The following is a 23100-nucleotide window of genomic DNA, read 5'->3' on the forward strand; positions in this document are numbered from 1 at the left end:
ATCGGCGTGTCGCCGAGCCGGCGCAGGCTGCGCGGCGAAACCCGCCGACGCCCTTGCCGACCGACATGCGCCCGCTGGAACAACAGATTGCCGAACGCTACCCGCAGTGGTTCCGCGGCCGCCGCGCCTGGGTGGCCCGCCCGCTGCTGAAGACGCTGGGCCGGTGGTCCGGACTGGATGCCGCCTACGGCTTCCTGGAAGCGCACGCGCACCTGCGCGATTTCGAGTTTCTGGAAGCGGCGATGGACTTCCTCAACCTGCGTTACGCGGTGGACCATGTCGAGCGCCGGCGCATTCCCGACAGCGGTCGGTTGCTGATCGTGGCCAACCATCCTTCCGGCGCGCTGGATGCGATGGCGTTGCTGCACCTGGTGGGCAGCATCCGCCGCGACGTGAAGATCGTCGCCAACGACTTCCTGACCGGCATCGACAACCTGCGCGGCCTGCTGCTGCCGGTGCGCATCCTCGGCGGCAATCCCGGTGCGGAAAGCCTGCGCGCCATCGAACAGGCGCTGGAAAACGAGCAATGCGTCATCGTGTTCCCGGCCGGCGAGGTTTCGCGGCTGGGGCCGCGCGGGGTGACCGATACGCGCTGGCGCAAGGGCTTCCTGCGCTTTGCCCGCAATACCGGCGCGCCGGTGCTGCCGGTACGGGTGCAGGCGCGCAATTCGGTCTTCTTCTACGGCGCTTCGGCCTTGCTGAAGCCGGCCGGGACGGCCTTGCTGGCGCGCGAGATGTTCAAGCGCAGCCAGCGCCGCATCGCGCTGCGCGTGGGACAGCCGATGCGCATCGACGATGCGGCCGATGCCGATGCCGCCGTCGCGCAGGTGCGGCGCGCGCTGTACGCCATAGGCCGCTCCGGCGAAGCCGCGGCGGAAGGTCCGGAGCCATTGGTGCGCGAAGTGGATCGCGCCGCGCTGAATGACGCGGTGGAGGCGCTGGAATGCCTGGGCTCCACCGCCGACGGCAAGCGCATCTGCGTGGGCCGGCTGGCGTCGGATTCGCCGCTGCTGCGCGAGATCGGCCGCCTGCGCGAGCTGACTTTCCGCGAAGTGGGCGAGGGCACCGGCAAGCGGATGGACGTGGACCCGTACGATGCCTGGTACGAACACATCGTGCTGTGGGATGCGCAGGCGCGGAAGATCGCCGGGGCCTATCGCGTCGCACGAGGCGCACCGGTGCTGGCCGAACACGGTCTGAAAGGCCTGTACACCGCTTCGCTGTTCCGCTACGCCGACGATGCGCTGCCGCGTGTCGCGCAGGGAATGGAGCTGGGGCGAAGTTTTGTCGCGCCGGAGTACTGGGGCGGCCGCAGCATCGATTATCTGTGGCAGGGCATCGGCGCCTATCTGCGCCGGTATCCGCGTATCCGTTACCTGTTTGGCGCCGTGTCGATCAGTGCGGCGTTGCCGCTGCACGCGCGCGAGCAGATCGTCGGCTACTACGCGCAATACTATGGCGACCGCAGCGGTGAGGCGGTTTCGCGCCGTCCGTTCCGCTATACCGCCGCACCGCCTTCGTTCGGCCAACTGGATGCCGAGACCGCTTTCCGCGTGTTGAAGGCCAACCTGGATACGCTCGGCGCCGCGGTGCCGATGCTCTACAAGCAGTACATCGAGCTGTGCGAACCTGGCGGTGCGCGCTTCCTGGCCTTCGGCGTGGATCCGGCCTTCAGCGATTCCATCGACGGGCTGATCGAAGTGGATCTGCAGCGCATCCGGCCCAGGAAGCGCGCGCGCTATCTGGGGCCGGTTTCGCCCGAGGCGGTGCCGGCATGAATCCCCGGACCGCGACCTCTCCGATGAAGCGCGCGGTCTTCGTTTCCGACGTCCACCTGGGCTCCAAGCATTGCCACGCGGCCGAGTTCGCCGACTTCCTGGCCGGCCTGCACTGCCGCCGTCTCTACCTGGTGGGCGACATCGTGGACCTGTGGTGGATGTCGCAGCGCCGGGCCGCATGGGACGCCGCGCACAATCGGGTGATCGAGAACCTGCACGCCTTGGCGCGCAACGGGACAGAACTGATTTACGTGCCGGGAAATCACGACCGCCCGATACGCCGGTTTTGCGGCCTGATGCTGCCGGCCATGCAGGTGCGCCGCCGCGCCATCCATGCCACCGCCGACGGCCGTCGCCTGCTGGTGACCCACGGCGACGACTACGACGGCATCACCCACTTCGGCGGCTTGCAGGAACGCTTCGGCGACTGGCTGTACTACCGTATCCTGACCGGCAACCGCATCACCAACCGCATTCGCCGCCGGCTGGGGTTGCGCTACTGGTCGCTGGCCGAGTACCTGAAGCGGCAGAGCGATGCCGCCGAACGCTACATCGGCCGGTTCGTGCAGGCCGGGCTGGACGATGCGCAGCGCCGCGGGCTGGATGGCATCGTCTGCGGTCATATCCATCGCGCGGCCTTGTTCCAGCGCGATGGGTTGATCTACGCCAACGACGGCGACTGGGTCGAAAGCCTGACCGCGCTGTGCGAAGAAGCCGACGGCAGCCTGCAATTGCTGTCGCATACCGGGCAGGTGCTGGAAGTCGTGCCGGCGCGGCTGCGGCTGGTGGCGCCGGAGCTGCCGCGCGCGGCGTGATCGGCGTCGGCCATGCTGCGTCCTGTTGTGGGAGCGACGTCAGTCGCGACTGCCATGATGGGATACCTTCGAAAGTCGCCCGATGGTTTCCATCCGTGTAGATCCGCGCCTGTTGAACCGTGTGCAAAGATTCATAGCCGCGACCGTGGACCTTCCAGACGCGCTCACAGGGGGCAGCGGTCGCGACTGACGTCGCTCCCACAGCCGTGGAAGAGGCAGCGCTGTTAGGATTAGGGCATGGATTCCCTTTCCCAGATCGTTCTCGGCGCTGCGGTCGCCGCCGCCATCGCTCCCGCCCGCCACCGCAGGGCCGCACTGCTGGCGGGTGCCGCGCTGGGTACCTTGCCCGATCTCGACAGCCTGCCCATCCTGCTGTTCACCGACAATCCGGTAACGCTGATGACGGTGCATCGCAGCTTCAGCCACTCGCTGTTCGTGCTGCCAATCATCGGCTGGCTGATCTGGTGGCTGTTCAAGCTGCGTGGCAGACGGGTGGCGGAGTCGCCGCGGCGCTGGTTCTGGGCCATCCAGGCGGCGCTGGTCACGCATCCGCTGCTGGATGCGTTCACGGTCTATGGCACCCAGCTGTGGTGGCCGCTGATGCCGCCGCCCACCATGTGGTCCAGCGTCTTCATTATCGACCCGGCATACACGGTGTGGTTGCTGCTTGCTTGCATCGTGGCGTGGCTTGCCGGTGAAAAGCGCTTGGCGCAGCGCGCGGTCGTCGCGGGCCTGATACTGAGCAGCGCCTACCTGGGCTGGTCGTTGCTGGCCAAGGGCGTGGTCGAGCGCGAAGCCGGCCGCTCGCTGGCGGCCATGGGGCTGGCCGACGCGCCGCGCTTCTCGGTACCGATGCCGTTCAATACGCTGCTGTGGCGGGTGGTGGCGATGACGCCCGGCGGCTATGTGGAGGCCGAGTATTCGGTGGTCGCCGATCGCGGGCCAATGAAGTTCCGCGGCTATCCGTCCAACACCCAGGCATTGCTGGAAGCGCGGGACATTCCGTCCGTGCGGCGTCTTGCCTGGTTCAACCGCGGTTTCATGCGCGCGCAGGTACAGGATGAGCGTCTGGTGCTGTCGGACCTGCGCATGGGCCTGGAACCGGACTACAGCTTCCAGTTTGCGGTGGCGCAGCGGCATGCGGACAAATGGCAGGCGATCCCGCCGCTGCAGTTGCCGTGGTCGACGCCGGTCTCCGGCGCCGGCGGGTTGCGGGCGTTGCTGGCGGCGATGTGGCAGCGGATATGGAATCCGTCCGAGCAGCCATTCCGTACTGCTGTCGATCCGCCCCGCGAAGTGGCATCCCGTTACCCGGCAGTGGAGGGCGACGCCGATACCGCCCAAGCCGAATCAAACCCGCAGTAGCGGTCCCTTCCGCGGGAGAAGCCAGACGCTCTTCCTTTCACTCGTTTCTCGTTCCTCGTTTCTAGCCCTTCATCTCGCCATTCAATACACCGTCGCCCGCGCCTGCACGAACGAATAGAAGAACACCGCGTTCGGGTCGTTCTGCACATCGTTCATTTCGCGGCGCATGCCGTCCACCACATCCTGGGTCACCCGCCCGGCCTGCACCAGTTGCTCGGCGGCCGACAGCAGCAGTTCCTCCCAGAACGCGATCATGGTCTTGCGCCGGCCCGGTTCGCGGTTGTCGAAATGCACGGTCTTGATCTCGGTCTGCACCTCGCGGTAGCCGCCGGCCAGCAGCAGGTTGCCGAGTTTGGCGCCGACGAACGGATCGCCGCCGTTGTCGTACTGGAAATCGTTGAATGCCATCCAGTAGCGCCAGACGTTGGGCGAATACGGATCCAGGAAGAACGAGGAATTCATCACCTCGGTGATGTAGACCGGCGAGCCAGGCGACAGCACGCGCCGCACCTCGTTGAGCACGCGGGCGGGCGAGGGCACATGCTCCAGCACCCAGCACAGGAATGCGGCATCGAACTCGCGCGTGGCGAACGGCAGATTGGTGGCGTCGGCCTGCTGCAGGCGGTAGCGATTCTCGAACCAGGGCATCTGCGCCAGGTTCTGCCGCGCCGCCTCCAGTTGCGCATCGTTCAGATCCACGCAGCTGACCCGCAGGTCGGGAAACCGCCGCAGCAGGATCTCGGTCTGCGCGCCGACGCCGCTGCCGACTTCCAGCAGTTGCTTTACCCCGGTGTAGTCGATGCTGTTGAAGATGGTGGACTCCAGCAGCCGCGCCTGTTTGATCAGTCGTGCCTGTTCCACCGGTGAAAAACCGTGCAGATAGGCGGCGGACGTGGGGTTGTCGCTCATTGGGGCCTCCGGCTCAGGCGGCGATCGGCCAGCCCGGAAGGGTGCCGGCGATCAATGCGTCGAAATAATCGCGGGTCAGTGCGATCTGGGCGTCTGCGTTTTCGGCGCGGTTGACCACCGCACGGAACGAGGTCCGCAATGCTTCGGTGTGTTCCGGACGGTCCTTGGCGTACCAGCCCAGGTGCTTGCGCGCGATGCGTACGCCCTGCGGTTCGCCGTAGAACGCATGCAGCGCCTGCAGATGGCCCAGCAGCAGATCGCGGATTTCCTGCAGCGGCGGCGGGGCCAGCGTTTCGCCGGTGGCCAGATGGTGCGCGACCTCGCGGAAGATCCAGGGCCGTCCCTGCGCGGCGCGGCCGATCATCACCGCATCGGCGCCGGTTTTCCGCAGCACGTAAGCGGCCTGCTGCGGCGAATCGATATCGCCGTTGGCGATGACCGGGATGCGCAAGGCAGCCTTGATCTCGCCAATGGTGTCGTATTCGGCCACGCCGGTGTACTGCTGATCGCGGGTGCGGCCGTGCACGGCCAGCGCGGCGATGCCGCAGTCCTCGGCAATGCGGGCGATGGCCGGACCATTGCGATGATCGCAGTCCCAGCCGGTACGGATTTTCAACGTGACCGGCGCGGCGACCGCCTTCACCACCGCTTCCAGGATGCGCGCCACCATCGGCTCGTCGCGCATCAGCGCCGAACCGGCCCAGGCATTGCAGACCTTCTTGGCCGGGCAACCCATGTTGATGTCGATGATCTGCGCGCCGTGATCGACGTTGTAGCGGGCCGCTTCAGCCAGTTGCTGCGGCTCGGTGCCGGCGATCTGCACGCTGATCGGCGCCGGTTCGCCATCATGATCCATGCGCCGCAGCGATTTTTCGGTTTTCCAGAAGCGCGGATCGCTGATGGTCATCTCCGACACCGCCAGGCCGGCACCCAGCCGCTTGCACAGCTGCCGGAACGGCTTGTCGGTGACGCCGGCCATCGGCGCCAGCAGCACCGGCGGGTCGATGCGGTAGGGACCGATATGGAAGGCGGGGGGCGACATGCCGCCATTATCCGCCCTCCGGCGCTTCGGGCGAAATCGCGCCGTTCAGCCGCGGCGGCGGCGCGCCAGCCAGAACAGCAGCCCGGTCAGCCACAGGAACAGCGGCGCGAGTCCACACAGCGCGACCGTCCACTGCCACAGGCGCCCGCCGACAAAACCGCCATGCAGTGGATACATGGTTTCATCGATGCGTGCGCCGAGTCCCTGGGTGGTGGCGTCATGCCGTTGCACGACACGGTTGCGGTACGGGTCCAGCCAGATCACGCTGCGCCCGTTGGGGTGCCATTCTTCCGCAGCGCGGTAACGGATCGATATCAGCGCATCGCCGGCCTTCGGCAGCGCGATCCGCCGCAGTTCTCCAGCGGACAGGCCTGCCTGGGCGGTTTGCAGTACCGCGCTCCAGTCGATGCGCTGCTGCGTCCTGGCGATCGGCGCTGGCGGCACCGCTTCGGGGCCGTCGGCGAAAATCACGCGCAGCGAACCGCGTACGGCATCGTGATAAACCATCGCCACACCGGTCGCGGTCACCAGCAGCAGCAAGGGCAGCAACAGCGCGCCGCCGCTGCGGTGCCAGCTGAACCAGCGGCGTGCCGGCGGCTGCGCGTACCAGCGCAGGCTCGCCGCCAGCGCACGCCAGCGCGGCCACCACAGGTACAGGCCGGACAACAGCAGGAACAACGCGACCAGGCCGAATACGCCCAGCGCCTGTTCGCCGGCCTGGCCCGCCAGCAGGTGCGTATGCAGATCGCGCAGCCACAAAACCCAGTCGTTGTCGGTGCTGCGGGTCAGCAGCAGCTCGCCGCTGGCCGGATCGAAGTAGCGGCGTACTCCCTCGGGGAAATACGCCTGCCAGACCGGCAGCTTCTGCGAGGGAAGGTCCGCCGAGCGTAGTCCCTGCGGTTCCCATTCGGCCACGATGCGGGAGAACGCGGCGCCTTGTACGGCAAGCGACGGAACCGGCTGCTGTGTCCATTGCGGCTGCGCGGACAGCAGCAGCTCGCGCTGGAATGCCATCACCGTCCCGGTCAGCGCCACCGCTGCGAATACCAGCCCGGCAACCAGGCCCACCCACAGGTGCAGCCACTTCAGCGCGGCGCGGAAACGGCGACGCGCTGGAATGATGTGGCTGGCCTGGCGTTGGAACATGCGGGGCATTGGTGGACTGCGATCAGAACCGGTGCGACCAGCCCACTGTCAGCACCCGGCCGCGGCCGGCGGTGTAGGTGTCGTTGCGCGGCGGCGTGACCTGCGAGTAGTAGTTGACGTATTGCTCGCCGAACAGGTTTTCGACGCCGACGCTCAATGTCCCTAGCGGCAATCTGAAGCGGCCCAGCAGATCCACTGTGGTATAGCCGTCGAAGCTGGCCGTCCTGCGGACGAGTCCGGTCTGCGAATTGAGCGTATCGAAGTCCCGGTCATACGCCTTGCTGGCCTGCAGGCGCAGGTTGGCCGCAGGCGAAAACGCCAGTTCCCAGAAGGCCGTCACGCGGTCGGGGCTGACATTGATGCCCGGCAGGTCGCTGTCGACGCGACCGTCCTTGTTGCTGTCATAGCGGCCGCGGGTGCGGGCATAGGCAAGGCCTACCCGCATGTCGTCCTGCACCTGATAGGCCACGCTGCCGTCGAGGCCTTTTATCTCGGTGCGTTCTCGGGCGACGTTGTAGGTCCGGGTGGCGGCATCGAAATCAAGCCGCGAACCCAGATCCGAATCCGACCGGTACACGGCCAGGTGCACCAGCCAGCGGCCGTCGTCGTAGTCCAGGCCGATTTCCTGGTTGTCGGCGATGACCGGCGACAGGTCGACCAGGTTGTCGACGCTGCTGCCCGCAGCGGTCACGGCACGCAGTACGCGGCCGATATCGGCCACGGTATAGCCTTCGGCGTAGGAGGCGTACAGCTTCAGCGCATCGGTGGCTTCCCAGACCAGGCCGACGTTGGGCAGGGTTTCGCTGGTGGTCGGCGAGCCGCCCTGCACGAACTGGCTGCCGCCGTTGTTGGCCGGGATGGTGGTGTAGTCGTCGACCTCGAGCTTGCCGTGCTCATAGCGCAGCCCGCCGGTCAGCATCACCGTGTCGGTCAGCCACCACTCGGCCTGCACGAACGGCGACCAGGACTCGTAGGTGGTTTCCGGCACCCAGTTCAGGTCGGCGCGGACCAGTTCCTGCGAGGTGGTGTCGCGGGCCAGGTCCAGGCCCAGCGTGGCGCGCAGGCGCAGACCGAACAGATCGCCGCGCGACCAGCTGAATTTGCCGCCGAGTTTTTCGGACGTATTCTGCGACTGGTCGTACCAGTTCGGGTCGCGGCCGTCGCCCCAGAAGTCCTCCCAGTCGCTGCCGCCGTACAGCGCCGAAAAGTCGACCCAGTACGCCTGCGCCTGCAGGTAGCCGCCGCCGAGCGACCTGTCGGCGTAGTCCAGCACCACAGACGTGGTGCGGTTGCGCGGGCCTTCGCCTTCCGGATCGCCGCGCCGGGAGGTCGCCGGAACGCCGGCAGCGGCGTTGCCGTCGACCACCACGTAGTCGTTGTTGCCCTGCAACTGGTAGCGGCTGGCGGTCAGCTGCAGGCGGCGGTCGTCGGTCAGGTTCCACCCGCCTTTGGCGAACAGGTTGTGGCTGCGCGAATCCATCAGATCGCCCTGTACCGCGTTGATCGCCAGCGGGTTGCCGTCGCCGTCGTAGTACAGGCCTTCGCTGGCATAGGACGCGCCGCCGACGAAATCGAATGCGCCGCGACGGGTGCCGAACAGGTACGAAGCGCGATAGCCGGCGCTGTCGCTTTCGTTGGGCAGCGCGGCGCTGGCCGACAGGTGCACTTCCTGGAAGCTTTCGCCGTCCCTGCGCGGTGCGCGCTTGGTGATGATGTTGATGATGCCGCCCGAAGCGCCCAGGCCCTGCAGCGCGTTGGCGCCGTGGATCACTTCGATACGCTCGATCATCGCCGCGTCGATGGTGTGGCCATCGCGGCCGCCTTCGCGCAGCGGGGTGGATTGCGGTACCCCGTCGACCAGGTAGAGCGGCTTGCGGCCGCGCAGGGTCTCGCCGGCGTTGGTCAGCTTCTGGCGGGAGGGGGTGAAGGAGGGAATCAGGTTGGCCAGCACCTGCGACAGGTCCTGGGTCAGCGCCAGCTGCTGCTCCAGCTGCGCGCGGTCGATGATGGTGATGGTGTTGGGCAGCGCGGCTTCGGAATCGGGAACGCGGCTGGTGCTGGCCGAGACGGTGACGCGGTCGAGCTGCGTCGCATCGCTCGGGGACTGCGCGGAAGCGTTCTGGGCCAGAAGGGCGGCGATGGCGACGGTGAGCAGGCGGGGAAGCGGGGCGGTCATGGCAACGAAGGGTCGATAAAGAGACCGCGCCATTGTAAACGAGAATCGTTATCAAATTAACGGGTCGCCAGCTGTGATGCATCCACCAAGCTGCGGAAATCCCTAATCCTCGTCAGAACGGCCTTGAAACCGCCTTTCAGCGGCTGGATGTGCGCTTTGCGCTTCTTCCCGGCCGCTCACGCTCCCCCCGACAATAACCAGGGCATCTTCGTTTCGACGCTTACGCGAAATCGATAATCCACCGGCATGACCAGCCATTCGGCTGTCGGCCTTTGACAGCCGAATGGTTGGTCGAACCCACTGCCGTCCGGAACGCAGGGCGCCCGGTCCGGGCCTGCGCCGGGATGGCGGATCTGCTACGACCTGACACGTTGCGGCCTAGCCGCCGAAGCGCGCGGCCACATCGGCGGCCCGGGGCATGGACTGGGCGGCGCCGGGCAGTTCGGTGGACAGGGCCGCGTAGCGGTTGGCGAAGCGCACATGCTGGGCGAACGCGGCCGCCGGGTTGTCCGCCAGCGCAGCCGCCAGGGCGCCATTGAAGGCATCGCCGGCGCCGGTGGTGTCGACGGTCTGCACCTGCTCGGCGGCGATCCGGTAGTAAGCCTGGCTATCGCCGCGCAGCGCATCGTCGGCGTGCGAAACGTAGACGCCCACCGCTCCCAGCGTCACCACCACCGTGCCATCAGGCAGCAGCTTGCGGCACAGCGCATGCAGGCTGCCGCCATCCAGCGTGGCCACGTCGTCGGCCTCGATACGCTCGCCGACGTGGCGCGCCAGCAGGGCGGCGAATTCGGTTTCGTTGGGGGTCAGGATGTTGGCATGCTTGAGTACGCCGATGGTGCTGGGCGCGTTGGCGGGAGCGGCGTTGAGGACGGTCAGCACGCCGGCCTCGCGCGCGCTGATCAACGCCGCCTCGATGGTTTCCACCGGCGACTCCAACTGCGCCAGCAGCACTGCCGCAGCACCGATGGCGGCGCGCTGCTGCTGGATGAAATCCACGCTCAGCGCGGCATTGGCGCCGGGGCCGATCACGATGGTGTTGCGGCCATGCGCGTCGACATAGATGCCGCCGGAGCCGGTTGGCTGGTCGCTGCCTTCGGCGGTCAGCTGGAAGCCATCCTCACCGGCCAGCGCGCGCGCCATTGCGCCGCCGGCGTCTTCGCCCAACGCGCACAGGAACGTGGTGGCTGCGCCCGAGCGGGCCGCGGCGACCGCCTGGTTGAACCCCTTGCCGCCCGGGCCGGTGCTGTAGCGGCCGATGATGGTTGCGCCAGGCGCCGGCAGCGAATCGCAGCGCCAGACATGATCAACATTGAAAGAACCTACGACGACGACCGAACTCATCACTCAGAATTTCCTGACAGGTAGAGGCAACAGAACATCAGACCGGATGCGACAGCACGCCGGCGATCGTGGCGGTCATCAGCGTGGCGATGGTGCCGCCCAGGACCGCGCGCAGCCCCAGGCTGGCAAGGTCGTGGCGGCGCTCCGGCGCCAGTCCGCCGATGCCGCCGATCTGGATGGCGATGGAGCTGAAATTGGCGAAGCCGCACAGCGCATAGGTGGCGATCAGCACCGAGTTGCGCTCCATTCCGCCCTGGATGCCGGACAACTGCGCATAGGCGAAGAACTCGTTCAACACCACCTTGGTGCCGATCAGGCCGCCGACATCGATGGCATCGGACCACGGCACGCCGATCACCCAGGCCAGCGGCGCCAGCACGTAGCCCAGGATCACCGACAGATCCAGTTCGCGGCCCAGGTTGGCGTTGACGCCGGTAATCTCGCCCAGCCAGCCGACCGGCGCGTTGATCAGCGCGATCAGGGCGGTGAACGCCAGCAGCATCGCGCCGACGTTCAGCGCCAGCTTCAGACCGTCGGCCGCGCCGGAAGCGGCTGCGTCGATCACGTTGGTGGTGGTCCTTTCCACCGGAACGTCGACCTTGCCCAGGGTCAGCGGCGTACCGGTTTCCGGCATCAGAATCTTGGACATCACCATCGTTGCCGGTGCCGCCATGATGCTGGCGGTCAGCAGATGCTTGGCGAAATAGGCCTGCTGCACCGGGTCGCCGCCGCCCAGCATCGAGACGTAGGCGCCCAGCACGCCGCCGGCAATCGTGGCCATGCCGCCGACCATCAGGGTCAGCAGCTCGGAGCGGGTCATGCCCGCGATGTACGGCTTGACCACCAGCGGCGCCTCGGTCTGGCCGATGAAGGCGTTGGCGCAGACGCTCAGGGTTTCCGCGCCGGAGACCCGCATCACCTTGGTGATGCCCCAGGCCATGCCCTTGACCACCGCCTGCATGATGCCCAGGTGGTAGAGCACGCTCATGAACGAGGCGAAGAAGATGATGGTCGGCAGCACCTGGAAGGCGAAGATGAAACCGTACTTCTTGTAGGCCCCCGGTTCGGTATCGCCGGCGCCTACCGCAAAGGTCTGCCCGACCAGCGTCTGATCGGCCAGCGAACCGAAGATCAGCCGGCTGCCCTGCAGGGTGAAGCCGAGCAGCTTGACGAAGCCGGCGCTGAGCGCGTCGAACACCGCGGCGCCGAAAGGCGTCAGCAGCACGAAGCAGGCGATGACGATCTGCAACGCCACCCCGGTCAGCACCAGCTTCCAGTCGACCGCACGGCGGTTGCTGGAAAACAGCCAGACAATGGCAAGCAGCACCGCCAGCCCGAACAGACCGAAGCCAATCCGCCCCAAAACTTCCAGCATGGATTCCCCGCAGCGCGTTGTTGTTATTCGAAGCGTCGCAGTCTAGCAGGCCGCGCCGGCCGCCCTTCCTGAACGGCGGCGCGGCGCTTGCGGGCCGAACAATCAAGCAATTGCGTGCCGGCTCTAGACGCCATTCCAGCCGACCCAGATCGCCAGCGCCAGGAAGACCAGCGCCGCCACCGCGTGGGCCAGCCGCAGCGGCAGCCGGTCGGCAAAACGATGACCCAGCCATACCACCGGCACATTGGCCAACAGCATGCCCAGCGTGGTGCCGGCGACGATCTGCCACAGCGGCTCGTAGCGGGTCGCCAGCAACACCGTTGCCACCTGGGTCTTGTCGCCGATTTCGGCCAGGAAGAACGCCAGGCAGGTTGCGGTGAATGCGCCGAAGGCCGGCAGCGCGGCGTCCTTTTCGTCCAGTTTGTCCGGTTTCAGTGTCCAGACGGCCACCGCCAGGAAGCTGGCCACCACGCCCCAGCGCAGCCATTCGGGCGACAGCCAGCGCGACAGGCCGGCGCCCAGCCAGGCGGAAATGGCGTGATTGATCAGCGTTGCCGCCAGGATGCCCAGCGCGATCGGCCAGGGTTTGCGGAAGCGCGCGGCCAGCAGCAGCGCCAGCAACTGGGTCTTGTCGCCGATTTCGGCCAACGCGACCGTGCCGGTGGAAACCAGCAAGGCTTGCAGGGAAAGCATCAACAGCTCCGGGGCCGGGCATTCGCGTAAGCGAAGGCAAACGCCGCGCAGCCCGGCCCGGGACACGCAGCGTCTGCCTTCGGTCTTGCCCGATGGAAGCTTTACGCTTCGATCCCGTACGCCATGGCGATGGCCAAGTATGTTGACGCACGGTCCCGCACGCAACGGATGGGCTACTCCCCGGAAGGAAGAGCGCGCATTGTACAAGCCCGGCTGCAGGCGTGGGTAAACTCTTCTCATTCCATCGTGACGCGCCGCCGCCGGCCGTGGAGTCCGCCATGCAGTACCGCCGCCTGGGTTCGTCCGGTTTGCCATTGTCCGCACTGTCGTTCGGCGCCTGGATGACCCTGGGCCACCGGGTGGACCGCGAACGGGCGCGCGAACTGATCGCCGCCGCGCGCGACCACGGCGTCAATTTTTTCGACAATGCCGAAACCTATGCGCATGGCGAGGCCGAGCGGGTCATGGGCGATGCCCTTCATGAACTGCGCATGCCGCGCGATAGCTACTGCGTCTCCAGCAAGGTCTATTTCGGCGCGGTCGATCGCCCGGCGCCAACCCAGCGCGGGCTGTCGCGCAAGCATGTGGTCGAAGCCTGCCACGCGGCGTTGAAGCGGCTGCGGGTGGACTATCTGGATCTGTATTTCTGCCACCGTCCGGACCCGGACACGCCCATCGAGGAAACGGTATGGGCGATGGACGATCTGATCCGGCAGGGCAAGGTGCTGTACTGGGGCACGTCGGAATGGCCGGCGGCGCAGATCCGCGAAGCGGCCAGGATCGCCCGTGCCCATCATCTGCACCGGCCGACGATGGAGCAGCCGCAGTACAACCTGCTGCACCGGCAGCGGGTGGAACTGGAATACGCCCCGCTGTACGCCGAACTGGGATTGGGTACGACCACCTGGTCGCCGTTGGCCTCGGGGCTGCTGACCGGCAAGTACGACCAGGATTTCGGTACGCAGACCCGGCTCGGCGAACCGGAACACGGCTGGCTGCAGAAGCTGGTCGTCGGCGACAGCGGCCAACGCCGGCTCGAGCGCGCCCGCGGTTTTGCCGCGGTGGCCGCAGAGGTCGGCGAACGCCCGGCCCCGCTGGCGATCGCCTGGTGCCTGCGCAATCCGAACGTGTCGACCGTCGTGCTGGGCGCCAGCCGCTTGCCGCAACTGCTGGAAAACCTGTCGGCGCTGGATCTGGTGCAGCGCTATGACGATGCCGTCTGGGCGCGGCTGGAAGCGGCGGTCGGCTGAGTTGCCGCCTGCCGGGCTGCCGCTGGGCGACTATTGACTAAGTAATGAGAATCATTATCATCTGAATCCGTTCCGCCACGGAGCTACCCGGATGACCGCACGCATCACCCATCTGCCCACTGCCGAAACCCTGTCGCTGCGCGCCCGCAGCGCGCCGCAACCGCAACCCGCCGATGAGGCCCTGGACAGCGACAGCCTGCTCAAGGGCCGCCGCGAGATCCTGATCCGCCACGGCGACCGGGTTTACCGGCTGCGCCACACCAGCAACGACAAGCTCATTCTGACCAAGTAGGTCCGGCAGGTCGCCACACCACCGACTGCGGCAAAGACCGCAGTCGTCGGTCCAGGTGCGACCGGCCAAGTCATCTCTCCCCCTGGGCGCCAGCCATCGTCACGCCAGCCCGCCAGGCAATCTGCCAAGGAACCGTGAAAGCGATGCGCTATACCCTTTTGACGTCGGCCCTGTGGCTGGCGCTGGCCGCGACTGCGCGGGCCGATACCGCTGCCGATGCCGCCGACGCGCCAATGCACGAATTCGACCGCGTGCAGGTCACCGCCACCCGCACCGAACGCGCCGTCGCCGATGTGCCCAACACGGTCGATGTGATCGACCGCGAGCAGATGGACGACCGGCTGATCCGCAACATCAAGGACCTGGTCCGCTACGAGCCGGGCGTGTCGGTGACCTCCAGCTTCGGCCGCTTCGGTCTGGGCGGTTTCCGCATCCGCGGGCTGGAAGGCAACCGGGTACGTATCCAGACCGACGGCATCCCGGTATCGGACGCGTTCTCCATCGGCAGTTTTTCCAACGCCAACCGCAACTTCGTCGATCTGGATACGCTCAAGCGCGTGGAAATCGTGCGCGGGCCGACCAGTTCGCTGTATGGCTCCGATGCGTTGGGCGGCGTGGTCTCGTTCATCAGCAAGGATCCTTCGGACTACCTGAAGGACGGCAAGGACGCCTACTTCGGTTTCAAGCTGGGCTACGAAGGCAGCTGGGACGGTTTGTTCGGCGGCGCTACCGCAGCCTTCGGCGGCGAGCGCTGGAGCGGTCTGGTGGCGGTCGGCCACCGCCAGGGCAAGGCAACCGAGAACCAGGGCGATGTCGGCGGCGTCGGCGCCGCGCGCACCCGGCCCAACCCGCAGGAGCGCGATGGCCGCAGCCTGCTGACCAAGCTGGTGTTCGCGCCCAGCGAAAGCCAGCGGTTCAAGCTGACCGTGGAAGGCAACGAGGACAGCACCGACACGGATGTGCTGACCGCACATACCAACCGCGCCGAGCAGCCCGCGGCCACCGCGTGGGTGGACTCGCAGACCGCGCGCGACCGCCAGACACGCGCCCGCGCATCGTTCGCGCACGAGATGGATGCGGTCGGAGCCGGTTTCGCCGACAGCCTGGATTGGCAAATCTACCGCCAGGACAGCGAGACCACCCAGTACACGCGCGAGGAGCGCACCCTGCCGGCACCGACCCTGCGGGACATCAGGGAGCGCGAATTCAACTTCGACCAGCGCACATACGGCCTGCAGGCCAACGTCCGCAAGGGCTTTTCCACCGGCAGCGCGCAGCACGATCTGGCCTATGGACTGGACGTCGCCCGGGCCGAAACGCGGCAGAAGCGCGACGGCCTGCGCACCTTCCCGCTGACCGGCGCGAGCACGCCTGCGATGCTGCCGGACGTGTTTCCGGTACGCGACTTCCCGATCAGCAAGACCACCACCGCGGCGCTGTACGTGCAGGACGAAATCGCATTCGCCGACGGCCGCCTGCGCCTGGTGCCGGGCGTGCGCGTGGATCATTACCGGCTGAAGCCGGAGGTCGACAACATCTTCGCCGAGGACAATCCCGGCGTCGCCGCCAGCGATGTCAGCGAGACCAGCGTGTCGCCCAAGCTGGGCATGGTCTGGCACTTCAACGGCGACTGGTCGCTGTTCGGCGGCTATGCGCGCGGCTTCCGCTCGCCGCCGTACAACGATGTCAACATCGGCTTCACCAATGTCATGTTCGGCTACACCGCCATCGCCAACCCGGATCTGAAGCCGGAAACCAGCGACGGGGTGGAACTTGGCCTGCGCTTCTCGGGCGGAGCGGTCTACGCCAGCCTGGCCGGCTACTACAACCGCTACGACGACTTCATCGACTCGATGCGATTGATCGGACGCAACGCGGACGGATTGTGGGTCTACCAGTCGCAGAACATCGCCGAGGCGGAAATCTACGGCGCCGAACTGAAAGCCGGCGTCGATCTGGGCAGGCTGTCCGAAACCTGGGATGGCTGGTCGCTGCGCGGCGCGGCGGCCTGGTCGCGCGGGCAGGACAAGACCGATGACGTGCCGCTGGACAGTGTGGATCCGCTGACCGCGACGCTGGGACTGGCGTACGGGCGCGGCGTCTGGGGTGCGGAACTGGCCGGCCGCTTCGTCGACCGCAAGCGTCGGGTTTCCGACGCGGAGCAGTATTACCGCCAGGGCGGCTATGCGGTGCTGGATCTGTTCGCGCACTGGAACTTCGCCCCCGGCGCACGCTTCAACGTTGGCGTTTTCAATCTGGCCGACCGCAAGTACTTCGATGCCGGCGACATCGCCTTGGTCAGCGCCGGCAGTGCCGTGCTGGATCGCTACAGCAGCCCCGGCCGCAACCTGTCCGCCAGCCTGTCGGTGGAGTGGTAGCGGCGATGGCCGGCGTGTTGCGGGCAGAGGCGTCCGGCGCCGCCGCCAAGACGCCGCCGGACTTGCCGAAACCGCAGCTGCTGGCCGCACTGGGCACGGTGCTGTGCCTGTACCGGCCCCAGCATGGCGGTGAACTGAGCGGCTGGACGCAGGCGGTACGTGCGGAGGTGCGCGCCGGCGTCGACAGCGACGGCCTGTGCGAAAGCCTGCTGTTCTTCGATGGCGAAGGCCGTTGTTGCTGGCGCCTGTACCTGTTGCCGGACAGCGACTTTCTGGCCTGGGACAGGTTGCTGGCGACGCTGCCGCCTTGCCGCGAAGCGGAAGCGGCCGGCGGCATAGGCGAGCGCCTGTGGCGAAGGCTGGCCGGTCGCCTGCTCGGCGAGAAATGGCGCGCGTCCGCATTGCGTCTGCATCTGTTGCACAACCCGGCCGGGCCGTGGGCGCTGGCCGCCAGCCCTGCGCGGATATCGCCGTTGGGCGCGACCACCGCCCGCCGCATCCTGCTGGCCGAAGGCTCCGAAGGGGAACTGCCGGTGGACGACTGCTGTTGCGCAGGCGCTGCGGCGCGTACGGCATCCGCGCGAACAACCTCAACTCCCGATGCTGGCAACGCCGGCACCTGGGTCATCCCCAACCAGAGAACGCAACCATGAAACTGCCGCTAGCCATGTCCGCCCTGCTGGGCATCTGTTCGCCCGTCCTTGCCGCATCGCCCGGGGCGGACGATGCTGCCCGCGATCGCCGGTCGATCTTGGCGATGCAGGGCGAATACCTGGTCGACTTCGCGTTCGACGAAACCGTGCTGCTGAAGCCCGGTTACCAGCGCCAGCCGGCGATGCGCAGCGGCGGCGACGAGACCGTCATCGTCGTCGAGGATTCATCGGTCGACGGCGTACCGAAGAAAATCGTGCTGCAGCACATTCTGGTCGATCCCAAGAGCGGCCATGTCACCAAGCATTGGCGGCAGGACTGGACGTATCAGGCGCGGCAACGCTTCGAGTTCACCGCCGATCAGACCTGGCAGGTGCGCGCCATTCCGGCCGGCCTCGCCGACGGTGCCTGGACCCAGTGCGTCTATGAAGTCAGCGATGCGCCGCGCTACTGCGGCAGCGGGCGCTGGGAATACGCCAACGGCATCGCCAGTTGGACCAGCGACCCGAGCTGGCGGCCGTTGCCGCGGCGCGAATACACCAAGCGCAGCGACTACAACGCGCTGTCGGTGGTCAACCGGCACACCCTGACGCCCAACGGATGGACCCACGAGCAGTTCAACACCAAGGTGCTGCGCAAGCCGGATGGCAGCCACGAGGAGATCGCGCGCGAGTTCGGTTTCAACGACTACCAGAAGACCAGCGAAACCGACTTCAGGCCCGCCTACGATTACTGGAATGCGACCCGGGACTACTGGGCCAAGGTGCGCGGCCACTGGGACCGTTACCTGGATCAGGCCCCAGGCGTGCACCTGAAGACCAAGGTCGACGGCATGGCGATGATCGTTCCGTTGTTCACCCAGGCCGGCGATGTGCAGGCCGGCAAATCGGTCGCCGATGCCGACATCGCTGCCGTGTTCGAACAATGGGTCGAACCTGCGCCGGCGGCGTCGGCGGCGCGCTGACGCGCTTCGAGCCTGCTCTTCGGAAGGAATCGCCTTTCTTGAGGGTGAGGGGAAGTAGAGCCTCCCTGTGGGAGCGACGTAAGTCGCGATGAAGCTTTCCCGGTATAGCCTCATCGCGACTTACCTCGCTCCCACAAAAATTTTTTAGGCTTCGGAATTTCTTTCCCGAACCCGGAAACCTGTCCAGGAACCGATGGCCACCGACCTCCTCGTAAAGACTTTTCTCGCTGGAGGAGCCCCCCCCCCAAAAAAAAAAGCCCCCGCGGGCCGCGGGGGAGTAGGGGAATGGACAGCTTTCTGGTTGTTCGCTTCTGATCGTTCCGGCTCTGTTCAAAGCGCTCTGCCAGCGGCAATCGACATCCGTTGGGTGATGCGAGCGGATGGCAGCGAGCCCGCGCTTGGCGCCGCCGCCGGCTTCGGCGCAACCGGTGGTGCCGGCGGTGCAGGCGGCGCGGGCGGGACAGCAGGCAATGGAATCCGCAATGGCATTGCCTTGGGAATGGTGATGCGCACATTGCCGGCGCGGCGGTCGCGCAGGTATTCGACTCCCAACTGGCTGTCGGCCGGACGGCCGCGCAAGGCATTCATCACCTCGCGCGGTGTGGATACCGGCTTGCCATCGACCTTGCGGATCACATCGCCAGGTTGCAGTCCTTCCAGTTCCGGACCGGTCGACAGCACCAGCACGCCGCGGTCGGCGCCGAAGTAGCGGCCCAGCTGCGGATCCAGCGACGCCAGATTGAGTCCGTTCCAGCGGAACGCTTCGGTCAGCGCCGGCAGCAGGCAGTCCTTGCCATTGCAGGCGGGGTTGCCGAGGCGTTGCAGCTCCTGCTGCACTTCCGGGACGATGCCCAGCGTCAGCGCAGGGATGTCGATGTCCAGTTCGTCGAGCGAGGCCAGGCTGCCGCGGACCTGCTCTGCCAGCGCCTGCGCATCCAGCGCAGCCACTGCATCATTGCCGAAGTTGAACACCATCACCGGCTGGCCGATTTCCGGCACGACCTGGACGGTGCGCTCGCGGCCATCGCGGCGATAGGTCAGCGAAATCGGCGAGCCGGCTTTCAGGTCGGCCAGTTCGGCGCGTGCGCGTTCGCTGCGCTGCTCGCCGCTATCGCCCTGGATGGCCTTGCCGCCGATACGCAGCAGCTGATCGCCGGCCTTTAGGCCGGCTTTGGCCGCGCCGCTGTCCGGCGTCACCCCGGTGACGCGGACGCCCGCCTCGGGGTCGGGCGCCAGCAATACGCCGATGACCGGCTTGCGTTCGATGCTGCGCTCGAACGCCATCGCCGCGCCGCGCCGGCCGGCGCCGCCCGACAGTTCGGCGACCCGTTTGGCGGCGCGCTGCAGTTCGGCGCGGGCGGCGGCCAGCTCCTGCCGGCGCGTGGCGTCGGCGGTGTCCTGGCTGCGCACGGCCGGCGCCAGCAACAGGCCCGCCGACAGCAGACTGGCCGACAGCAGCGAGACGGAAAGAAAGGAGTGGCGAAGTTTCATGCTGACCTCATGACTGGTGCGCTTTCGGTTCAATAGATATGCAGGCTGTCGCTGCCGGCATTGCCGCTGGCGGCCAGCCAGCGCTGGGTCCCCTCCAGGCCGGCGAGTTGCCGCAGTGCATCGACGCGTTGCTGCCAGAGTTCGCGCTGCGGAACGTCGCTGCCTGGCTGCGACAGTGCGTGATCGATGACGGCAATGCGGTCCTGCAGCGCCACGGTCATCGCCATCGCCGGTCCGCTGGCGACACGCTCGTCCTGCATCTGGGCCAACAGGGATTCCAGATGCGCGGACTCCAGGTACAGCGCCTCCAGCGCCGGTTCGGTGCCGGCCACCGCCCTGTCGCCGGTGGCCGGCGCATCGGCGGCCGCGGCGGCGCGCGCCGGCCGGTCCGTAGTCCGCTGCGGCGCCGGCGTGGCGGTCGCGCCAGCCGCGGGCGGATTGCCGCGGGAATCCGCCAATCGTTCCGTCGCAGTCGCCGGCGACAACGCTGATGCTGGTTCGGCCGCCGGTTCCGGCATGGCGGCAACGGCGGCGGTCTCGGTTGCCGGCCGCGGGCCGGCCGGGTTTGTCGCCACCGGCGCAGTGGGTGCCGGTGGCGAAGCCCTCCACCACAGCAGCGGCACGACGGCCAGGGTTGCCAGCGTTGCGGCAGCCGCCATCGCAACCGGCCAGCGCCGGTGGCGGCGTCGCACCGGCGGCAACCGGCCGGCGATGCGGTCCCAGCCGCCGGGCGGCGGCGACTCCAGCGGCAGTGCGGCCAGCGCCTGCTGCCAGTCGCCGGGGACATCGATAGGGGCATTGGCATCAGGCATGGGCGGGTTCCTCGATTTGCAGCAGTGTGCGCAGGCGGCGAGTGCCGCGCGCGAGTTGCGATTTGGAAAAACTGGGCGTGCGCTGCATCAGGCCGGCAATCTCCTCATGGGTATAGCCCTCGGCGTGATACAGCCACAGCACGCTGCGAGTGGTGGCCGGCAGCTTCGCCAGCGCGCGCTGCAGCAGTGCGGCATCGGCCGCGGCTGGCGGCAGGGGACCGCTGTCGCCGGGCAACTCGTCTTCTTCGACGTTGATTTCCGCCACCAGCCGGCGCTGGCGCCGCAACCGCATCAGCGCCTCGTTGACCGCGATCTGGCGCAGCCAGCCCCAGAACGGGCTGCCGCCGCGGTAGTCGCCGATGTGATGGAACAGTTTCAACATGGTGTCCTGCAGTACTTCAGCAGCCTCTTCGCGGTCGCCGCAGATGCGCAGCGCCAGGGTGAAGACCGGGCGTTCGAAGCGGCGGTAAATCTGCTCGAACGCGTCCTGCCGCCCGCCGCGGGCGCGGTCGAGCAGGGTGTCGGGTACATCGATGGCGAAGCTGGAGACGGGCGGCATGTATCTCTCTGGATGCGGCACCGGGCAAAACCGTCGCAACCGTCGGCGTCCGGACCGGATCCCGGCCGCTGGCGTACGTCTATACTCGCTCCATATCTAGGGAAAGGAAGGGGTAGTTGGCATGTTCGAGACAAGTTTTCTGGCGCTCATCATCCTGTTCGCCGGGGTAATCGTGCTGTTCAAGGCGGTGCGGATGGTGCCGCAGGGCTATGAGTGGACGGTGGAGCGCTTCGGCAAGTACACCCACACGATGACCCCGGGCCTGCACTTCCTGATCCCGGTGGTCTATGGGGTCGGCCGCAAGGTCAACGTGATGGAGCAGGTGCTGGACGTGCCCAGCCAGGAGGTCATCACCAAGGACAACGCGGTGGTGAAAGTGGATGGCGTGGTGTTCTTCCAGGTGCTCGATGCGGCCAAGGCCGCCTATGAAGTGTCCAACCTGGAGATTGCGACCATTGCGCTGGTGCAGACCAATATCCGTACCGTGATCGGTTCGATGGACCTGGACGAGTCGCTCAGCAACCGCGAAACCATCAACGCGCAGCTGCTCAACGTGGTCGACCAGGCCAGCAACCCGTGGGGCATCAAGGTCAACCGCATCGAAATCCGCGACATCCAGCCGCCACGCGATCTGATCGACTCGATGGCCCGGCAGATGAAGGCCGAGCGCGAAAAGCGCGCGCAGATCCTGGAAGCCGAAGGGTCCCGGCAATCGGAAATCCTGCGCGCCGACGGCGAGAAGCAGGCCGCAGTGCTGGAAGCCGAGGGTCGCAAGGAAGCCGCGTTCCGCGATGCCGAGGCGCGCGAGCGCCTGGCCCAGGCCGAGGCCAAGGCGACCGAGATGGTGTCCGACGCGATCGCCAAGGGCGATGTGCAGGCGATCAACTACTTCATTGCGCAGAAGTACGTGGAGGCCTTCAAGGAACTGGCCACCGCACCCAACCAGAAGTTCGTGCTGATGCCGATGGAAAGCAGCGGCATCATCGGTTCCATCGCGGGCATTGCCGAACTGGCCAAGGAGGCGCTGGGCAAGCAGCAGGCCGCGCCGCCGCGCGTGCCGCCGCGGGCGGGAGGCTGAGCCATGCGCTGGGATGTGGTCAGCTGGGCGGCGATAGCGCTGCTGTTGTTTGCGGCCGAGGCGCTGGCACCGGGCGCGTTCATGCTGTGGATGGGTTTTGCCGCGGTCGCGCTGTTCCTGGGCGTGCTGCTGATCCCGGGAATCCCGCTGCTGGCGCAGGTGGCGGCTTTCGTCGTGCTGAGCTTCGTCTCGATCCAGATCTACCGTAAATGGTTCCGCGCGCATGCGCGGCAGAGCGACAAGCCGCTGCTCAACCGCCGCGCCGAACAGTTGATCGGCCTGGTCGCGCCGCTGGATCAGGCGATCGCTGGCGGCCGCGGTCGGGTCAAGCTGGGCGATGCGTACTGGGTGGTGCAGGGTCCCGATCTGCCGGCAGGCACGCCGGTGCGGGTTATCGCCGTGGATGGGATGACGCTGAAGGTGCAGGAGGCCTAGATGCGTTGGTGCCTGTGGTGGTTGCTCGCCGCGGTGCCGGCGACCGGATGGGCCAGCGGGCTGGTTGGCCGCACCGTACCGCCGTATCCGGACGGACTGCAGGACATCGGCGGCAGCTGCCTGTCCGATTCCAGCGACTATGATCGCGTTTGCGATTATTCGATCGGGTTGCTGGCCGAGGCGGCGGACGACGCCGATGCCGAACCGGCGCCGCGCTACATCGTCGCCGCCCGCCTGGCCGGCCGCGACGGCCAGCAGGCGTTGTGGGAGATCACCGATGCCCAGCCCTATCCCAAGGTCGGCGAGCAGTTCCATCTGCAGACCGGCACTTGCCGCGTCGATGGCCATGACGACGGCATGCTGGCGGCGGTCGTGCGCCAGGACCCGGCACACGAGTTCCTGACCGAGGTCGCCTGGGCGCGCCGGCTGGATCTGGCCAGCGGCAAATTCGTGCCGGCGGCGGGCAAGGTGGACTGCATCAACGAAGCCTACTTCGGCCTTTGACGCGGCGCTGCGGCGCGCGCCTGCGCCATCTGGGATAATGCCG

At 67.1% G+C, this 23100-nt stretch carries 21 protein-coding genes; 11 read left to right on the forward strand and 10 right to left on the reverse strand.

Features of this window, described 5'->3' with window-relative positions; translation table 11 throughout:
* Positions 1-65: 65 nt before the first annotated feature.
* From olsF to CRO39_RS06930, 3 genes are all read left to right on the forward strand, one after another.
* Positions 66-1778 carry a bifunctional ornithine lipid synthase OlsF gene (gene olsF / locus CRO39_RS06920; protein ID WP_176520171.1) on the forward strand — a complete coding sequence of 571 codons (1713 nt, stop codon included), beginning with the start codon at positions 66-68 and terminating at the stop codon, positions 1776-1778.
* Complete coding sequence (locus CRO39_RS06925) at positions 1775-2593, forward strand: UDP-2,3-diacylglucosamine diphosphatase (protein WP_097121133.1); 819 nt, start codon at positions 1775-1777, stop codon at positions 2591-2593. The genes olsF and CRO39_RS06925 overlap by 4 nt, the downstream gene beginning before the upstream one ends.
* Positions 2594-2830: 237 nt before the next feature.
* Positions 2831-3958 (forward strand): metal-dependent hydrolase, encoded by a 1128-nt coding sequence (locus CRO39_RS06930; RefSeq protein ID WP_097121134.1) that lies wholly within the window; start codon positions 2831-2833, stop codon positions 3956-3958.
* An 81-nt stretch (positions 3959-4039) separates the two neighbouring features.
* Here CRO39_RS06930 and CRO39_RS06935 read toward each other — a convergent pair whose 3' ends face one another.
* From CRO39_RS06935 to CRO39_RS06965, 7 genes are all read right to left on the reverse strand, one after another.
* Positions 4040-4867 carry a class I SAM-dependent methyltransferase gene (locus tag CRO39_RS06935; protein WP_097121135.1) on the reverse strand — a complete coding sequence of 276 codons (828 nt, stop codon included), beginning with the start codon at positions 4865-4867 and terminating at the stop codon, positions 4040-4042.
* A gap of 13 nt (positions 4868-4880) precedes the next feature.
* Entirely contained in the window at positions 4881-5909 is a 1029-nt protein-coding gene (gene dusB, locus CRO39_RS06940) for a tRNA dihydrouridine synthase DusB (RefSeq protein ID WP_097121136.1), read from the reverse strand.
* 45 nt (positions 5910-5954) lie between these two features.
* Positions 5955-7055 carry a PepSY-associated TM helix domain-containing protein gene (locus tag CRO39_RS06945; protein WP_097121137.1) on the reverse strand — a complete coding sequence of 367 codons (1101 nt, stop codon included), beginning with the start codon at positions 7053-7055 and terminating at the stop codon, positions 5955-5957.
* Between the two features lie 22 nt (positions 7056-7077).
* Positions 7078-9231 carry a TonB-dependent receptor gene (locus tag CRO39_RS06950; protein ID WP_162125886.1) on the reverse strand — a complete coding sequence of 718 codons (2154 nt, stop codon included), beginning with the start codon at positions 9229-9231 and terminating at the stop codon, positions 7078-7080.
* Between the two features lie 378 nt (positions 9232-9609).
* The gene (locus CRO39_RS06955) at positions 9610-10575 is read right to left on the reverse strand and encodes a ribokinase (RefSeq protein ID WP_097121139.1); all 966 of its coding nucleotides are present in this window, start codon (positions 10573-10575) and stop codon (positions 9610-9612) included.
* Between the two features lie 37 nt (positions 10576-10612).
* A complete protein-coding gene (locus tag CRO39_RS06960) occupies positions 10613-11950 on the reverse strand; it encodes a NupC/NupG family nucleoside CNT transporter (protein ID WP_097121140.1) in 1338 nt (445 codons plus the stop codon).
* Between the two features lie 123 nt (positions 11951-12073).
* Entirely contained in the window at positions 12074-12643 is a 570-nt protein-coding gene (locus CRO39_RS06965) for a TMEM165/GDT1 family protein (RefSeq protein ID WP_217991839.1), read from the reverse strand.
* 278 nt (positions 12644-12921) lie between these two features.
* On the opposite strand from CRO39_RS06965, the gene CRO39_RS06970 reads away from it, so the two are divergent.
* From CRO39_RS06970 to CRO39_RS06990, 5 genes are all read left to right on the forward strand, one after another.
* Positions 12922-13893: an aldo/keto reductase gene (locus CRO39_RS06970; RefSeq protein ID WP_097121141.1), complete on the forward strand. Its 972-nt coding sequence runs from the start codon at positions 12922-12924 to the stop codon at positions 13891-13893.
* Between the two features lie 91 nt (positions 13894-13984).
* On the forward strand, positions 13985-14185 hold the full coding sequence (gene hemP, locus CRO39_RS06975; RefSeq protein WP_097121142.1) for a hemin uptake protein HemP: 201 nt from the start codon (positions 13985-13987) through the stop codon (positions 14183-14185).
* Positions 14186-14328: 143 nt separating this feature from the next.
* Positions 14329-16563, forward strand: a complete 2235-nt coding sequence (locus tag CRO39_RS06980; RefSeq protein ID WP_097121143.1) for a TonB-dependent hemoglobin/transferrin/lactoferrin family receptor — start codon at positions 14329-14331, stop codon at positions 16561-16563.
* 5 nt (positions 16564-16568) lie between these two features.
* Positions 16569-17216 carry a ChuX/HutX family heme-like substrate-binding protein gene (locus CRO39_RS06985; RefSeq protein ID WP_097121144.1) on the forward strand — a complete coding sequence of 216 codons (648 nt, stop codon included), beginning with the start codon at positions 16569-16571 and terminating at the stop codon, positions 17214-17216.
* Positions 17213-18178 (forward strand): DUF6607 family protein, encoded by a 966-nt coding sequence (locus CRO39_RS06990; protein ID WP_097121145.1) that lies wholly within the window; start codon positions 17213-17215, stop codon positions 18176-18178. Before CRO39_RS06985 ends, CRO39_RS06990 begins: the two co-directional genes overlap by 4 nt.
* Positions 18179-18508: 330 nt before the next feature.
* On the opposite strand, the gene CRO39_RS06995 is transcribed toward CRO39_RS06990, so the two are convergent.
* From CRO39_RS06995 to CRO39_RS07005, 3 genes are read right to left on the reverse strand one after another with little or no spacing between them, the layout of a single operon-like run.
* A complete protein-coding gene (locus CRO39_RS06995; RefSeq protein WP_097121146.1) occupies positions 18509-19669 on the reverse strand; it encodes a PDZ domain-containing protein in 1161 nt (386 codons plus the stop codon).
* A 29-nt stretch (positions 19670-19698) separates the two neighbouring features.
* Positions 19699-20481: a hypothetical protein gene (locus tag CRO39_RS07000; RefSeq protein ID WP_097121147.1), complete on the reverse strand. Its 783-nt coding sequence runs from the start codon at positions 20479-20481 to the stop codon at positions 19699-19701.
* On the reverse strand, positions 20474-21040 hold the full coding sequence (locus CRO39_RS07005) for an RNA polymerase sigma factor (RefSeq protein ID WP_097121148.1): 567 nt from the start codon (positions 21038-21040) through the stop codon (positions 20474-20476). Before CRO39_RS07005 ends, CRO39_RS07000 begins: the two co-directional genes overlap by 8 nt.
* 121 nt (positions 21041-21161) lie before the next feature.
* Here CRO39_RS07005 and CRO39_RS07010 point away from each other — a divergent pair, with 121 nt between their 5' ends.
* From CRO39_RS07010 to CRO39_RS07020, 3 genes are read left to right on the forward strand one after another with little or no spacing between them, the layout of a single operon-like run.
* The gene (locus tag CRO39_RS07010; RefSeq protein ID WP_097121149.1) at positions 21162-22118 is read left to right on the forward strand and encodes an SPFH domain-containing protein; all 957 of its coding nucleotides are present in this window, start codon (positions 21162-21164) and stop codon (positions 22116-22118) included.
* A gap of 3 nt (positions 22119-22121) precedes the next feature.
* Positions 22122-22553 carry an NfeD family protein gene (locus CRO39_RS07015; protein ID WP_097121150.1) on the forward strand — a complete coding sequence of 144 codons (432 nt, stop codon included), beginning with the start codon at positions 22122-22124 and terminating at the stop codon, positions 22551-22553.
* The gene (locus tag CRO39_RS07020; RefSeq protein WP_097121151.1) at positions 22554-23057 is read left to right on the forward strand and encodes a hypothetical protein; all 504 of its coding nucleotides are present in this window, start codon (positions 22554-22556) and stop codon (positions 23055-23057) included.
* The last annotated feature ends 43 nt before the right edge of the window (positions 23058-23100 follow it).

Source organism: Pseudoxanthomonas wuyuanensis (assembly GCF_900215535.1).
Lineage (GTDB): Bacteria > Pseudomonadota > Gammaproteobacteria > Xanthomonadales > Xanthomonadaceae > Pseudoxanthomonas_A > Pseudoxanthomonas_A wuyuanensis.

What these genes read in the sequence shown, in the direction of transcription:
- CRO39_RS07005 (WP_097121148.1), bottom strand. Translation starts at nt 21,040, where the DNA reads ATGCCGCCCGTCTCCAGCTTCGCCATCGATGTACCCGACACCCTGCTC.
- CRO39_RS06950 (WP_162125886.1), bottom strand. Translation starts at nt 9,231, where the DNA reads ATGACCGCCCCGCTTCCCCGCCTGCTCACCGTCGCCATCGCCGCCCTT.
- olsF (WP_176520171.1), top strand. Translation starts at nt 66, where the DNA reads ATGCGCCCGCTGGAACAACAGATTGCCGAACGCTACCCGCAGTGGTTC.
- CRO39_RS06945 (WP_097121137.1), bottom strand. Translation starts at nt 7,055, where the DNA reads ATGTTCCAACGCCAGGCCAGCCACATCATTCCAGCGCGTCGCCGTTTC.
- hemP (WP_097121142.1), top strand. Translation starts at nt 13,985, where the DNA reads ATGACCGCACGCATCACCCATCTGCCCACTGCCGAAACCCTGTCGCTG.
- CRO39_RS06925 (WP_097121133.1), top strand. Translation starts at nt 1,775, where the DNA reads ATGAATCCCCGGACCGCGACCTCTCCGATGAAGCGCGCGGTCTTCGTT.
- CRO39_RS07015 (WP_097121150.1), top strand. Translation starts at nt 22,122, where the DNA reads ATGCGCTGGGATGTGGTCAGCTGGGCGGCGATAGCGCTGCTGTTGTTT.
- CRO39_RS07010 (WP_097121149.1), top strand. Translation starts at nt 21,162, where the DNA reads ATGTTCGAGACAAGTTTTCTGGCGCTCATCATCCTGTTCGCCGGGGTA.
- CRO39_RS07000 (WP_097121147.1), bottom strand. Translation starts at nt 20,481, where the DNA reads ATGCCTGATGCCAATGCCCCTATCGATGTCCCCGGCGACTGGCAGCAG.
- CRO39_RS06990 (WP_097121145.1), top strand. Translation starts at nt 17,213, where the DNA reads ATGAAACTGCCGCTAGCCATGTCCGCCCTGCTGGGCATCTGTTCGCCC.
- CRO39_RS06930 (WP_097121134.1), top strand. Translation starts at nt 2,831, where the DNA reads ATGGATTCCCTTTCCCAGATCGTTCTCGGCGCTGCGGTCGCCGCCGCC.
- dusB (WP_097121136.1), bottom strand. Translation starts at nt 5,909, where the DNA reads ATGTCGCCCCCCGCCTTCCATATCGGTCCCTACCGCATCGACCCGCCG.
- CRO39_RS06970 (WP_097121141.1), top strand. Translation starts at nt 12,922, where the DNA reads ATGCAGTACCGCCGCCTGGGTTCGTCCGGTTTGCCATTGTCCGCACTG.
- CRO39_RS06960 (WP_097121140.1), bottom strand. Translation starts at nt 11,950, where the DNA reads ATGCTGGAAGTTTTGGGGCGGATTGGCTTCGGTCTGTTCGGGCTGGCG.
- CRO39_RS06980 (WP_097121143.1), top strand. Translation starts at nt 14,329, where the DNA reads ATGCGCTATACCCTTTTGACGTCGGCCCTGTGGCTGGCGCTGGCCGCG.
- CRO39_RS07020 (WP_097121151.1), top strand. Translation starts at nt 22,554, where the DNA reads ATGCGTTGGTGCCTGTGGTGGTTGCTCGCCGCGGTGCCGGCGACCGGA.
- CRO39_RS06955 (WP_097121139.1), bottom strand. Translation starts at nt 10,575, where the DNA reads ATGAGTTCGGTCGTCGTCGTAGGTTCTTTCAATGTTGATCATGTCTGG.
- CRO39_RS06985 (WP_097121144.1), top strand. Translation starts at nt 16,569, where the DNA reads ATGGCCGGCGTGTTGCGGGCAGAGGCGTCCGGCGCCGCCGCCAAGACG.
- CRO39_RS06935 (WP_097121135.1), bottom strand. Translation starts at nt 4,867, where the DNA reads ATGAGCGACAACCCCACGTCCGCCGCCTATCTGCACGGTTTTTCACCG.
- CRO39_RS06965 (WP_217991839.1), bottom strand. Translation starts at nt 12,643, where the DNA reads ATGCTTTCCCTGCAAGCCTTGCTGGTTTCCACCGGCACGGTCGCGTTG.
- CRO39_RS06995 (WP_097121146.1), bottom strand. Translation starts at nt 19,669, where the DNA reads ATGAAACTTCGCCACTCCTTTCTTTCCGTCTCGCTGCTGTCGGCCAGT.